This window comes from Endozoicomonas sp. PH6C (genome assembly GCF_059322965.1).
On the sequence record NZ_CP185342.1, the window covers coordinates 2,608,757 to 2,623,666 of the forward strand.

Below are 14,910 nucleotides of genomic sequence, written 5' to 3' on the forward strand. Positions count from 1 at the left end.
TTGATTCATGGATGAATATTAACGTGAGAGGGATATCTTTATGTTACCTTTACCACCTGCAACCATTGGCAGATCAGATTTTCAAAGTCTGGCAATTGACCCCAATCATAAGACTGAGGCTGATCGTCCAGCCAAAAGGTATCTTGGTGATCCTGAAGCCACTGGCGTTCCCGACACAAGGTCACTAGCCAAGCGCAAATGCTGTTCTCCTGTTCAAGATCAGGCTGATCATTGTTCTCCTGCCAACCGGGCACTAGTTGGCGGCAAGGGAATGTTTTTGCAGCGCATGAAAGCAGCCGGTTTGTCTGTGCCGGCGTTTCAGTGTGTGACAACTCAGGTCACCAATGCGCTGGAACAATACCCTCTGGATAGCCAGCGTCTGGAACCCTATTTCCCCGGGATCGGCAATGAACCGGAGGCGGAGATCAGTCTGGCAAACATCAGGGAATGCCTCAATGTGATGCTGCCTTCAGAGCAAGCCAGAAGAGACAGCTGGCTGGCGGGTCTGGCGAATTTTATTGCCAGTGATGACTTTTATGAGCAGGTTAAAGATTCTGAAGCGGCCCGACACATCAGGGATCATGGACTATTAACATCAGGGCCGCTTATTGTCCGCAGTTCCGGCATCAATGAAGATAACTACGGCGACGCCCAGGCGGGCAAATACCTTTCGGAAGTTCAGGGAGATGAGGATATTTTGCGAACCTGTCTAAAGGTTATGGCCTCAGCTTACCGGCCTGAAGTCTGTTCCGAAGGCATACCGCAACCCATGGCGCTGATTATCCAGGAGTGTATTGACTGCCTGCACGGCGGAGTCGCCATGAGTTTTCAATCCTTTGATGATGATACCGTCAGGGTTGAGTTCACACGGGGGCAGCCCAGAGGGATAGTGGCCGGGCAGTCCGGTAACAGGCCCCATCGTATTGATATTTTTCGCAAGGAAGGCGCCGACAGCTATCAATACTTTCCCGGGACCATCTCGAATCATTACATCCTGCGCAAAGACAATAATGGCTATTCGGAAATAAGAATGGATGATGCCGATGCCCAATCAAACGACGTTGAACATCAACTCACTGATGACATGATTTCAGACCTCAGGGCGATGGTGATAAAGCTGGAAAAACTGTTGCTCTGCCCCGTGGATGTGGAGTTTGCCATAGACCATCAAGGTCGTCTGTTCCTGTTGCAGGTGCGTCCTGTCACCCGACTCTCCGGCGACCTGGATTTCGCCATGCCCATACCTGAAGAGACTCTGGCCACTGGTGAGGGTGTCAGCGAAGGCTATTGCACAGGAACACTCTGGCTGGCTGAAGAACAAGCGGCAGACTCTATGCCAGAGGGAGCCATAGTCGTGGCCCGACACGCTAAAGACTGGATGCTTGAGCACCGGTTCCTGAAGCGGGCAGGAGGCTTTGTTACTGCCACAGGCGGATTCAATGATCATGTAGCGATCCTGATGAAACAGCAACGCAAAACCCTGATGCTGGCCGGTGACCAGTTTGCGACCCTGGTCGCTCAGGTTGGTCAAAAGGCGACGCTGGCCTGTGCCCGCTTTAACGGTAAGCCCGGTGCCTTTATTGTTGCCGGTGACATGACCGGGAAACTGTTGAGTCACGGCATTCTATCCTCTGCTGTTTCTGATGAACCTTCAGCAAAAGCCATCCCTGCATGGGATGAATTGTCCCTTTCAGAAGGCGCACTCCGTCAGGTCGCCAGCGGATTTCAATGGCTCACGGATCAAAATGCCCGCCTGTTGGCATTTTTTGCCTCCGGCGGCGGGCTGGATTGTCTGGCAAACCCGGTAAAACTGAGCATGTCGCCACAACGATCAAAGCTATTGGCAGAGACCCTGGACAGCGTAAATCGACTGGTTCATGGGGCTCAAGCGCTGCTGGATGGGTACGAGGCATTCCTGCAACTGGCTGTTAAGAAGAGTTCAGACAGAGTCGAGTCATTGCGGCAAGAATTACCGCTGCTGAGCGACCGGTTCGGGATGCTGAAACAGACCATTCAATCCGGGTTAGAGCGTATCACTCCTCCCATGCAAGCCGCTGAAAAAGAGAAGGTATCCCCGGTAAGCTTTCGTCAGTGGCTGGCAGACTGTCATCAGCTACAATCCTGTCTTCAAGCACTCAACCCTGAAAGCGCTGAGCAGGTGCGAAGTGTCCATGAACTGATTTTTGCCCTGCATCAGCGTTTTGTGGAGGCATTGGCACCGGTCAGTCTGGCTTCGGGTCAGGGCAGGCTTTCCAGGGAAGGTTTTGTTGACTACGTTGATTGCACAGTTCGGGGTAACCTGGATGAGGAGGCAGCGATACTGAGCCCCTACTGCAAAACATTAATTAAAGCATTGAGGAAACGAGGGACTGTTATCACTATGGATGAAGCTGTGATTGTTAACCTGCATCTTGGCAGTCACGTGAGCCTTATCGAGTTTCTTGAACGGGCAGAAGGGGGGAAAGGACGAACCCTGCGGTTGACATTTTCTGACGAATTTGACAAAGATGATAACGCTGAAAATTCCGGCAAGTTCAGGCGTATGTGGTTTCTGGCGCAATTTTTGAAAGAGATCAAACTGGATGAAAATGCTGATCCCATGAAGCTGAGTTGCAACGCCGTAGCCGGTGAAATGATCGTCGAATACTCTCGAATAAAATTAAGTCAAACCATGCAGTATGCCTTCGAAAAACTGATCATTGTCTTACACGCTATGTATGATCTGGATGTTCGGTTGCAGAACAGGCCCATTTTTGAAAGAAGCCATTGGGACTTTAACGTGCTTGCACAACGCCTTGATCGTGATGTTGCGACAGAAGCGGATAGATTCGCCTTTCAACATGGCCTTTTCTTAATGTCTTATCGGAGTAATAGTGGTTGGCACAAAACTGCCGCCTGGCGCCAGTTATTGAGCAAACACCAGCAACAATTTATTGATTATGCTCATCGGTTATTTGTTTATCTTTTGTCATTGAAAACTCGGGTAAAATGTGAAGAAACTGCGCGGGAAATCTTGATGAGTGATGAGATGAGTGAGGACACTCGCAGGGAACTCTTAGATCATTTTTTATTTTTCGAGCCCATAAGCGCTACCCGATTGATTAAGCAAGTGTATGGCTCGGGAAGTCAATATTTGTTATCAAGCCGTCTTAAAGTTACAGACTGAAGTGTTATGCGCTAACAGATCAACCGTCTGAGACCATGAGGAAATGTTGTTTTTTTTCTAATGCGTTGACGGGGGAACTTTATAAAAACCTTATTGTCGAACGTGAAGGTAATGACTCGCTGTTGAATCATGGATTTACATGAGAGGGATATCTTTATGTTACCTTTACCGCCTGCAACCACTGGCAGATCAGATTCTCAAAGTCTGGCAACCCCCGATCAGAATACTAAGGCTTATAGTTCAGCCAAAAGGTATTTTGGTGATACTGAACCCGTTGTCATTCCCGATACAAGGTCACTAGCCAGGCGCAAATGCCACTCACCTGTTGCAGATCAGGCTGCTCATTGTTCTGTTGCCAACCGGGCACTACTGGGCGGCAAGGGAATGTTTTTGCAGCGCATGAAAGCAGCCGGTTTGTCTGTGCCGGCGTTTCAGTGTGTGACAACTCAGGTCACCAATGCGCTGGAACAATACCCTCTGGATAGCCAGCGTCTGGAACCCTATTTCCCCGGGATCGGCAATGAACCGGAGTCGGAGATCAGTCTGGCAAACATCAGGGAATGCCTCAATGCGTTCCTGCCTTCAGAACAAATCAGAAGAGACAGCTGGCTGGCAGGTCTGGCGAACTTTATTGCCAGTGATGATTTTTATGAGCAGGTTAGAGATTCTGAAGCGGCCCAACACATCAGGGATCACGGACTATCAACATCAGGGCCGCTTATTGTCCGCAGTTCCGGCATCAATGAAGATAACTACGGCGACGCCCAGGCGGGCAAATACCTTTCGGAAGTTCAGGGAGATGAGGATATTTTGCGAACCTGTCTAAAGGTTATGGCCTCAGCTTACCGGCCTGAAGTCTGTTCCGAAGGCATACCGCAACCCATGGCGCTGATTATCCAGGAGTGTATTGACTGCCTGCACGGCGGAGTCGCCATGAGTTTTCAATCCTTTGATGATGATACCGTCAGGGTTGAGTTCACACGGGGGCAGCCCAGAGGGATAGTGGCCGGGCAGTCCGGTAACAGGCCCCATCGTATTGATATTTTTCGCAAGGAAGGCGCCGACAGCTATCAATACTTTCCCGGGACCATCTCAAGTCATTACATCCTGCGTAAAGACAATAACGGCTATTCGGAAATAAGAATGGATGATGCCGATGCCCAATCAAACGACGTTGAACAACAACTCACTGATGACATGGTTGCAGACCTCAGGGTGATGGTGACAAAGCTGGAAAAGCTGTTGCTCTGCCCCGTGGATGTGGAGTTTGCCATAAACCATCAGGGTCGCCTTTTCCTGTTGCAGGTGCGTCCTGTCACCCGACTCTCCGGCGGCCTGGATTTCGCCATGCCCATACCCGAAGAGACCCTGGCCATTGGCGAGGGTGTCAGCGAAGGCTATTGCACGGGACCACTCTGGCTGGCTGAAGAATCAGCGGCAGACTCCATGCCAGAGGGCGCTATTGTCGTGGCCCGACACGCTGAAAACTGGATGCTTGAGCACGGGTTCCTGAAGCGGGCAGGAGGCTTTGTTACTGCCACAGGAGGATTCAATGATCATGTAGCGATCCTGATGAAACAGCAACGAAAAACCCTGATGCTGGCCGGTGATCAATTTGCGACCCTGGTCACCCGTGTTGGACAAAAGACGACACTGGCCTGTGCCCGCTTTAACGGTGAGCCCGGTGCCTTTATTGTTGCCGGTGACATGACCGGGAAGCTGGTGAGTCATGGAAGTCTATCCTCTGCTGTTTCTGATGTGCCGCAAGAAAAAGCCGTCCCGTCATGGGATGATGTGTCCCTCTCTGAAGACGCATTCCGTCAGGTCGCCAGCGGTTTTCAGTGGCTCACGGATCAAAATGCCCGCCTGTTGGCATTTTTTGCCTCCGGCGGCGGACTGGATTGCCTGGCAAACCCGGTAAAACTGAGCATGTCACCACAACGATCTAAGCTGCTGGCAGAGACCCTGGACAGCATAAATCGGCTGGTTTATGGGGCTGAAGCGCTGCTGGATGGGTACGGGGCATTCTTGCAACTGGCTGTTAAGAAAAGTTCACACAGAGTCGAGTCATTGCGGCATGAATTACCACAACTGATCGACCGGTTCGTGATGCTGAAACAGACCATTCAATCCGGGTTAGAGCGTATCACTCTTCTCATGCAAGCCGCTGAAGAAGAGAAGGTATCCTCGGTAAGCTTTCGTCAGTGGGTGGCAGACTGTCATCAGCTACAATCCTGTCTTCAAGCGCTCAACCCTGAAAGCGCTGAGCAGGTGCGAAGTGTCCATGAGCTGATTTTTGCTCTGCATCAGCGCTTCGTAAAAGCGCTGGCTCCGGTCACTCTGGACTCGGGTCAGGGCATTCTGTCCAGAAAAGGGGAAATCACCTATGTCGATTACACGACACCGGGTGCAGAGGCACCGCTGCTGAGGCCGTCCGACAAAGTACTTATTGCAGAGTCAAAGCTTTCAGGGACTGTTATCACCATGGATGAAGCCTTGATTGTTAACCTGAAACTTGGCAGTCATGTGGGCCTTATCGAGTTGCTTGAACAGGCAGAGGGGGGGAAAGGACGAACCCTGCGGCTGACATTTTCTGACCAATTTAACAGAACTGATTACGCTGATAAATCCGGCAAGTTCAGGCGCATGTGGTTTCTGGCGCAATTACTGAAAGCAATCAAACTGGATGAAAATGCTGATCCTATGAAGCTGAGTTGCAACGCCGTAGCGGGTGAAATGATCGTCGAATGCTCCCGAATGAAATTACGTCAAACCATGCAGTATGCCTTTGAAAAACTCATCATTGTGTTACGTGCTATGTTTGATCTGGATCTTGATTTGCGTTCCAGACCCATTTTTGAAGGAGGTCGGTGGGACTTTAACCTGCTTGCGCAACGTCTTAATTGTGATGTTGCGACAGAAGCCGATAGGTTTGCCTTTCAACATGGCCTTTTTGTAATGTCTTATCGGAATTGGAATGGTTGGCACTATACTGCCGTTTGCTGCCAGTTATTGAGCGACCATCACCAGCAGTTTGCCCATCATGCCCGGCGGTTAGGTGCGTATCAGTCGTCATTGTTTTTTCATGAAACACCGGAAGAGAGTCTGCAGGAAATCTTAATGAGTCATAAGATGAGTGAGAACACCCGCAGGGAGCTCTTGCATCACTATTTATTGTTTGAGCCCAAAAGCGCTACCAGATTCATTGAGCAAGTGTATGTCTTGGGAAATCAATACTTTGTTATCAAGCCGTCTTACAGTTACAGACTGGAGTTTTATTTGTCACCAGGTCAACCGTTTGGGGACTATAAGGAAAAGGTCAGGAATGTCATGCTGGAACATGGATTGGATTATGCCAGCCAGCGGGTTTGGAATGATAAAGACTCTGTATTACCCTTCATTTCAGAATATCCCTTAGAGCTCAAATATTTGAGCGAGGAGCTGAGGAATGATAGAGCTATAGTCATGGCCGCTGTCAAAAAAAATCCCAGAGCTCTCTGTTATGCCAGCGAAACGTTATTGAATGATCGTGAATATATGCTGGAGTTAATTGCAAAGAATCATCAAGCTTTCCGATATGCTGCTTCAGAGCTTAAAGCTGATCCGGTTTTTATGGATGAAGCAACCCTCAGAAGCCCCGAGCTTCGAGAATACTCCAGATAATCTGCGATTAACGTCTGACTTATCCAGACAACTTCTGCCAGTGCCAACCGTGTTGTTGTTTTTTCTGTTGTTTGTTTCAGGCTGATTGCTGAACTTTTTAAAAAAATTATTGTCGAAACAAAGTAATTGATTAATGCCACAGCCATTGAACCATGGATGAATGTTAATAATAGAGGGATATCTTGATGTTTCATGCTAATTTTGGCCGTTCAGAGGGTCAAATCCTGAAAACTGATCCAAATCGAAATGCCGACGCTGGCGGTCCATCCAGGGAGGCTCGCAGCCTATCCAAGCGGCATTTCAGTGATCTTGGTCCCTCGGGCGCTCTGACCAGCGAAACTCCACTGGCCAAGCGTGACTGTCGTCCATCTGTTGCTGATCAGACTGCTGGCTATTCTCCTCCCAATCGGGAACAACTGGGCGGCAAGGGGATGTTTTTGCAGCGCATGAAAGAAGCGGGCCTGTCTGTTCCGCCGTTCCAATGTGTGACTGCTCAAATCATGAATGCGCTGGCACAACACCCTCTCGATCCCCATGCTTTAGACCACTATTTCCCCAGGTTTGTTGATAAATCGCTGGCAAAGACCAGCCTCAGGAACATCCGGGAATACCTCAATACCTTGCCGCCTTCAGAGCAAACCAAAAGGGATGACTGGCTGTCAGCTATGGCAACATTTATTGCCAGTGATGACTTTTACGAACAGGTTAAAGATTCTGAAGCGGCCCGAAAAATCCGGGAGCTGCACCGTCAGGTGGACCGACTCTCTGGATCACAGCCCGTGATTGTCCGCAGTTCCGGCATCAACGAAGATAACTACGGCGATGCCCAGGCAGGCAAATACCTCTCTGTCATTCAGGCAGGAGGCGATGTTTTCAGAACCTGTCTCATGGTCATGGCCTCAGGTTACCGGCCTGAAGTCTGTCCCGAAGGCATACCGCAACCCATGGCGCTGATCATCCAGCAGTGTATTGACTGTCGATATGGTGGAGTCGTCATGAGCTTTCAATCTTTTCAGGATGATACCATCAGGATTGAGTACACACGGGGTCAGCCCAGAGGCATAGTGGCAGGACAGTCCGGTAACACGCCCCACCGTATCGATATTTCTCGCAAGGGTAGGGAAGGCAATGACAGTTATCAATACTTTCCCGGGAAGGTCTCCAGTCACTTTGTCCTGCACAAAAACAATGATGGCTATCTGGAAACAGAAATTTATGATGCGGACGCCCAATCAGACGACAGTGAGCATAAACTCAGTGATCATTTGGTTGCAAAACTCAGTCAGGCGGTGACAGAGCTGGAAAAGCTGTTGCTCTGCCCGGTGGATGTGGAGTTTGCCATCGATCATCTGGGTAACCTGTTCCTGTTGCAGGTGCGCCCTGTTACCCGGCTTTCTGGCGGCATGGATTTTGCGATGCCTATACCCAAAAAGACCCTGGCCATTGGCGAGGGTGTCAGCGAAGGCCATTGCACCGGAACACTCTGGCTGGCTGAAGAACAAGCGGCAGACTCTATGCCAGAAGGAGCCATTGTCTTAGCCCACCATGCTGCAGACTGGATGCTTGAGCCAGAGTTCCTGAAACGGGCAGGGGGGTTTGTCTTTGCCGAAGGAGGCTTCAATGATCATGTCGCGATCGTTATGAAACAGGAAGGAAAAACCTTGATGCTCGCCGGTGGACAGTTCGCGGTCGTGGCCGCTCAGGTTGGCCAACAGGCGACGCTGGCCTTTGCCCGCTTCAAAGGTGAGCCTGGCGCCTTTGTTGTTGTCGGTGACCTTAGCGGTGAACTTGCCAGTCGCAGAAGCCTGTCCTCTGCATTTTCTGATGTGTCGCTGCTCAGAGCCGTCCCGTCACGGGATGATTTGTCCCCACCTGAAGGCACATTCCTTAATGTCGCCAGCGGTTTTCAGTGGCTCACGGATCAAAATGCCCGTTTGTTGGCATTTTTTGCCTCTGGTGGCGGACTGGATTATCTGGCAATTCCCATAAAACTGAGCATGTCACCACAACGTTCAGAGTTGCTGGCAGAGATCAGAGTCAGGGTAAATCGGCTGGTTCAGGGGGCTGAAGCATTTCTGGATGGCTACCATGCGTTCTTGTTGCTGGCGGGTAAAACAGATGATGACAAGGTTCAGTTATTGCGGGATGAAATACCGACATTGAGCAACCGGTTCGAGGCGCTGAAACAGACCATCCGATCCAGTTTAGAGGCTATCATCCTGCTTCTGGATGATGGTAAAAACAGGCAGATAACATTTCATCAATGGCTGACTGCCTGTCAGCAACTGCAATCCTCTCTGCAAGCACTGAATCCTAAAGAGGCTGAGCAGGTCAGGAGTGTTCATGAGCTGATTTTTGCCTTGCACTGGCGCTTTGTAGATGCACTGGCACCGATCACTCTGCTTTCCGGTCAGGGCAAGCTATCAAAAGAAAACAAAATTACCTACCTTGATTACACAACTCAGCGCAACCCGGGAGAAAAGGTACCGCTATTGAGGCCGTCCTCGAAACCATTAATCGAAAAGTGTAGTTGTTATGGGACTGTGGTCGTTATGGATGATGTCTTGATTGTTAACCTGAAGCTCGGAAGTCATGTGTGCCTTATTGAGCTGCTTGAATGCGCAGAGGGAGGCAAAGAACGAACCTTACGGCTGAAATTCTCTGACCAGTTTTATAAAGATGATGGTGTTGATACAACCGCCAAGTTAAAGCGTATGTGGTTTCTGGTGCAGTTACTGAAAGTGCTCCAACTGGATGAAAATGCTGATAGCATGAAGCTGTTTTGCAATGCGGTAGCAGGAGGCATTATCGTCGAATGCACTCGAATAAAAGCAACTGAAAACATGCAGGATGCCTTTGAAAAACTGATTATTGTATTACGTGATATGTGTAATGTGGATTGTAAAATGCAGTACATTAAGGTTTTTGAAGGAGATCAGTGGAACTTTAGCTCACTGGCACAACGCCTGAGCGGCGATGTTGCGGCAGAAGCTGACAGGTTCGCCTTTCAACATTGCCTTTTCGCAATGTATTATGAGAAGCATTTCTCCTACAATCCTGATTATTTCCTGTTATTACCCGATCACTACCAGCAATTTATTAATTATGCCCAACGGTTTGATGAGTGTCGTAATAAATCGGAGGATGACTATCGGCAAATATTGATGAGCAATGAGATCACTGAAGAAACCCGCAGGGAATTTTTACATCATTTGTTATTCCTCGATGCCAAAAGAACGGCTCCATTGGTTGAAGATATTTATCCCGATTTGAGAGATAAATACTATGTTATAAAACCATCATCCTACAGTTACCGGCTAAGTTTTGAAGTCCCTCCGGATCTGTGGCTTTCTGATGATAAAGAAACATTCAAAAAAGCCTTGCTGAAGCACGGACTGCAATATGGCAGTCAACGGGTTCGGAATGATAAAGATCTGGTATTACCAATCATTGCAGAACGTCAAGGAGACCTTGAGTTTGCTGGTGAAAAAATGAAGAATGATAAAGAGGTTGTCATGACTGCAGTCAAAGAGCATGGCGTTTGGCTGCGATATGCCAGCCCGGAAATGCTGGATGATGAAAACATTGTAAAGGTCGCTATCGCCAGTTATCCACCAGCACTGAGTTTTGCAAGTGAAAGAATCCGAAGCGACAAAAACATTATACAAATGGCAATTGTTGATGATATCTGTTGCTTACAATGTGCCAGCAAAAGAGTACGGAGTGATCGCGACTATTTGCTGAACTTGATTGAACATAATTATCGTGCTTTCGACTCTGCTGCTAATGAACTTAAACGCGATAAGGATTTTATCCGATCAGCAATCCACAGAAACCCTGATGTTGTTCAATACCTCTCTGCGGAGACTTTAAGAATGTGTCTGAGTACTGGGAGTGCAAGTTCACAACAGAAAAATCAGCCCGAAAACGCTGAGGACCATAACGTTCTGTGTAACATCCTCTAAGCCTGATTATCAGCCAGTTGCTACCGGTTTTTTTAAGCAGGCAAGCAACAGTTTTCTCATCAGATAACGCCCTCCAGTGCAAACCGAGTTGTTATTTATCCTATTGCGTGCTTCAGGCTGAACTTTATAAAAATAGTATTGTCCAAACAAAGTAATTGATTAATGCCACAGCCATTGAACCATGGATGAATGTTAATAATAGAGGGATATCTTGATGTTTCATGCTAATTTTGGCCGTTCAGAGGGTCAAATCCTGAAAACTGATCCAAATCGAAATGCCGACGCTGGCGGTCCATCCAGTGAGGCTCGCAGCCTATCCAAGCGGCATTTCAGTGATCTTGGTCCCTCGGGCGCTCTGACCAGCGAAACTCCACTGGCCAAGCGTGACTGTCGTCCATCTGTTGCTGATCAGACTGCTGGCTATTCTCCTCCCAATCGGGAACAACTCGGCGGCAAGGGGATGTTTTTGCAGCGCATGAAAGAAGCGGGCCTGTCTGTTCCGCCCTTCCAATGTGTGACTGCTCAAATCATGAATGCGCTGGCACAACACCCTCTCGATACCCATGCTTTAGACCACTATTTCCCCGGGTTTGTTGATAAATCGCTGGCAAAGACCAGCCTAAGGAACATCCGGGAATACCTTAATACCTTGCCACCTTCAGAGCAAACCAAAAGGGATGACTGGCTGTCAGCTATGGCAGCATTTATTGCCAGTGATGACTTTTACGAACAGGTGAAAGATTCTGAAGCGGCCCGAAAAATCCGGGGGCTGCACCGTCAGGTGGACCGACTCTCTGGATCACAGCCCGTGATTGTCCGCAGTTCCGGCATCAACGAAGATAACTACGGCGATGCCCAGGCAGGCAAATACCTCTCTGTCATTCAGGCAGGAGGCGATGTTTTCAGAACCTGTCTCATGGTCATGGCCTCAGGTTACCGGCCTGAAGTCTGTCCCGAAGGCATACCGCAACCCATGGCGCTGATCATCCAACAGTGTATTGACTGTCGATATGGTGGAGTCGTCATGAGCTTTCAGTCCTTTCAGGATGATACCATCAGGATTGAGTACACAAAGGGTCAGCCCAAAGGCATAGTGGCAGGGCAGTCCGGTAACACGCCCCATCGTATTAATATTTGTCGCAAGGAAGGCGCTGAAAACTTTCAATACTTTCCCGGCAAGGTCTCAAGTCACTTTGTCTTGCACAAAAACAATGATGGCTATCTGGAAACAGAAATTTATGATGCGGACGCCCAATCAGACGACAGTGTTCATAAACTCAGTGATCATTTGGTTGCAAAACTGAGTCAGGCGGTGACAGAGCTGGAAAAGCTGTTGCTCTGTCCGGTGGATGTGGAGTTTGCCATCGATCATCTGGGTAACCTGTTCCTGTTGCAGGTGCGCCCTGTTACCCGGCTTTCTGGCGGTATGGACTTTGCGATGCCTATACCCAAAGAGACCCTGACCATTGGTGAGGGCGTCAGCGAAGGCCATTGCACCGGAACACTCTGGCTGGCTGAAGAACAAGCGGCAGACTCCATGCCAGAGGGGGCCATTGTCGTAGCTCACCATGCTGCAGACTGGATGCTTGAGCCAGAGTTCCTGAAACGGGCAGGGGGTTTTGTCTTTGCCGAAGGAGGCTTCAATGATCATGTCGCGATCCTTCTGAAACAGGAAGGAAAAACCTTGATGCTGGCCGGTGGACAGTTCTCGGTCGTGGCCGCTCAGGTTGGCCAACAGGCGACGCTGGCCTTTGCCCGCTTCAAAGGTGAGCCTGGCGCCTTTGTTGTTGTCGGTGACCTTAGCGGTGAACTTGCCAGTCGCAGAAGCCTGTCCTCTGCATTTTCTGATGTGTCGCTGCTCAGAGCCGTCCCGTCACGGGATGATTTGTCCCCCCCTGAAGGCACATTCCTTAATGTCGCCAGCGGTTTTCAGTGGCTCACGGATCAAAATGCCCGTTTGTTGGCATTTTTTGCCTCTGGTGGCGGACTGGATTATCTGGCAAATCCCATAAAACTGAGCATGTCACCACAACGTTCAGAGTTGCTGGCAGAGATCAGAGTCAGGGTAAATCGGCTGGTTCAGGGGGCTGAAGCTTTTCTGGATGGCTACCATGCGTTCTTGTTGCTGGCGGGAAAAACAGGTGCTTACGAGGTTCGGTTATTGCGGAATGAAATACCGACATTGTGCAACCGGCTCGAGGCGCTGAAACAAACCATCCGATCCAGTTTGGAGGCTATTATCCTGCTTCTGGATGATGGTAAAAACAGGCAGATAACATTTCATCAATGGCTGACTGCCTGTCAGCAACTGCAATCCTCTCTGCAAGCACTGAATCCTAAAGAGGCTGAGCAGGTCCGGAGTGTTCATGAGCTGATTTTTGCCTTGCACTGGCGCTTTGTATCTGCACTGGCACCGATCACTCAGCTTTCCGGTCAGGGCAAGCTATCAAAAGAAGCGAATATTACCTACCTTGATTACACAACTCAGTGCAACCCGGGAGAAAAGGCACTGCTATTGAGGCCGTCCTCGAAAGCATTAATTGAAAAGTTTGCTTGTTCAGGGACTGTCGTCATCATGGATGATGTCTTGATTGTTAACCTGAAGCTTGGAAGTCATGTGTGCCTTATTGAGCTGCTTGAATGCGCAGAGGGAGGCAAAGAACGAACCTTACGGCTGAAATTCTCTGACCAGTTTTATAAAGATGATGGTGTTGATACAACCGCCAAGTTAAAGCGTATGTGGTTTCTGGTGCAGTTACTGAAAGTGCTCCAACTGGATGAAAATGCTGATAGCATGAAGCTGTTTTGCAATGCGGTAGCAGGAGGCATTATCGTCGAATGCACTCGAATAAAAGCAACTGAAAACATGCAGGATGCCTTTGAAAAACTGATTATTGTATTACGTGATATGTGTAATGTGGATTGTAAAATGCAGTACATTAAGGTTTTTGAAGGAGATCAGTGGAACTTTAGCTCACTGGCACAACGCCTGAGCGGCGATGTTGCGGCAGAAGCTGACAGGTTCGCCTTTCAACATTGCCTTTTCGCAATGTATTATGAGAAGCATTTCTCCTACAATCCTGATTATTTGCTGTTATTACCCGATCACTACCAGCAATTTATTAATTATGCCCAACGGTTTGATGAGTGTCGTAATAAATCGGAGGATGACTATCGGCAAATATTGATGAGCAATGAGATCACTGAAGAAACCCGCAGGGAATTTTTACATCATTTGTTATTCCTCGATGCCAAAAGAACGGCTCCATTGGTTGAAGATATTTATCCCGATTTGAGAGATAAATACTATGTTATAAAACCATCATCCTACAGTTACCGGCTAAGTTTTGAAGTCCCTCCGGATCTGTGGCTTTCTGGTGATAAAGAAACATTCAAAAAAGCCTTGCTGAAGCACGGACTGCAATATGGCAGTCAGCGGGTTCGGAATGATAAAGACCTGGTATTACCAATCATTGCAGAACGTCAAGGAGACCTTGAGTTTGCTAGTGAAAAAATGAAGAATGATAAAGAGGTTGTCATGACTGCAGTCAAAGAGCATGGCATTTGGCTGGATGATGCTGGCCCGGAAATGCGGGATGATGAAAATATTGTAAAGACCGCTATCGCCAGTTATCCAGCAGCGCTGAGTTTTGCAAGTGAAAGAATCCGAAGTGATAAAAACATTATAAAAATGGTTATCGATGATAATATTGTGAACTTAAAATGTGCCAGTAAAAGAATACTGAGTGATCGCGAGTATCTGCTGAACCTGATTGAACATCATTGTTGTGTTTTCAATTATGCTGTAGATGAACTCAGGCGCGATAGGGATTTTATCCGATCAGCAATCTACAGGAACCCTGATGTTGTTCAATACCTCTCCGAGAAGACTTTAAGAATGTGTATTAATACTGGGAGTGCAAGTTCACAACAGAAAAATCAGCCCGAAAACGCTGAGGACCATAGCATTCTGTGTAACATCCTCTAAGCTTGATTATCAGCCAGTTGCTACCGGTTTTTTTAAGCAGGCAAGCAACAATTTTCTCATCAGATAACGCCCTCCAGTACAAACCGAGTTGTTAAGTACCTAACCAGTTGGTTTCACATATTCTGGAC

General features: G+C 48.5%; 4 protein-coding genes. All 4 read left to right on the top strand.

Translation table 11 applies throughout. The features are described from left to right. The first annotated feature begins 40 nt into the window (after positions 1-40). On the top strand, positions 41-3,166 hold the full coding sequence (locus ACOMG9_RS09915; RefSeq protein ID WP_494530195.1) for a PEP/pyruvate-binding domain-containing protein: 3,126 nt from the start codon (positions 41-43) through the stop codon (positions 3,164-3,166). A 156-nt stretch (positions 3,167-3,322) separates the two neighbouring features. Further along, positions 3,323-6,829 carry a PEP/pyruvate-binding domain-containing protein gene (locus ACOMG9_RS09920; RefSeq protein WP_448216766.1) on the top strand — a complete coding sequence of 1,169 codons (3,507 nt, stop codon included), beginning with the start codon at positions 3,323-3,325 and terminating at the stop codon, positions 6,827-6,829. A gap of 185 nt (positions 6,830-7,014) precedes the next feature. Further along, positions 7,015-10,794, top strand: a complete 3,780-nt coding sequence (locus ACOMG9_RS09925) for a DUF4116 domain-containing protein (protein ID WP_494530196.1) — start codon at positions 7,015-7,017, stop codon at positions 10,792-10,794. Positions 10,795-11,008: 214 nt separating this feature from the next. After that, positions 11,009-14,782: a DUF4116 domain-containing protein gene (locus ACOMG9_RS09930; protein ID WP_494530197.1), complete on the top strand. Its 3,774-nt coding sequence runs from the start codon at positions 11,009-11,011 to the stop codon at positions 14,780-14,782. Positions 14,783-14,910: the final 128 nt, after the last annotated feature.

Coding starts and splice junctions, on each gene's coding strand:
- ACOMG9_RS09915 (WP_494530195.1), top strand. CDS start 41: ATGTTACCTTTACCACCTGCAACCATTGGCAGATCAGATTTTCAAAGT.
- ACOMG9_RS09920 (WP_448216766.1), top strand. CDS start 3,323: ATGTTACCTTTACCGCCTGCAACCACTGGCAGATCAGATTCTCAAAGT.
- ACOMG9_RS09925 (WP_494530196.1), top strand. CDS start 7,015: ATGTTTCATGCTAATTTTGGCCGTTCAGAGGGTCAAATCCTGAAAACT.
- ACOMG9_RS09930 (WP_494530197.1), top strand. CDS start 11,009: ATGTTTCATGCTAATTTTGGCCGTTCAGAGGGTCAAATCCTGAAAACT.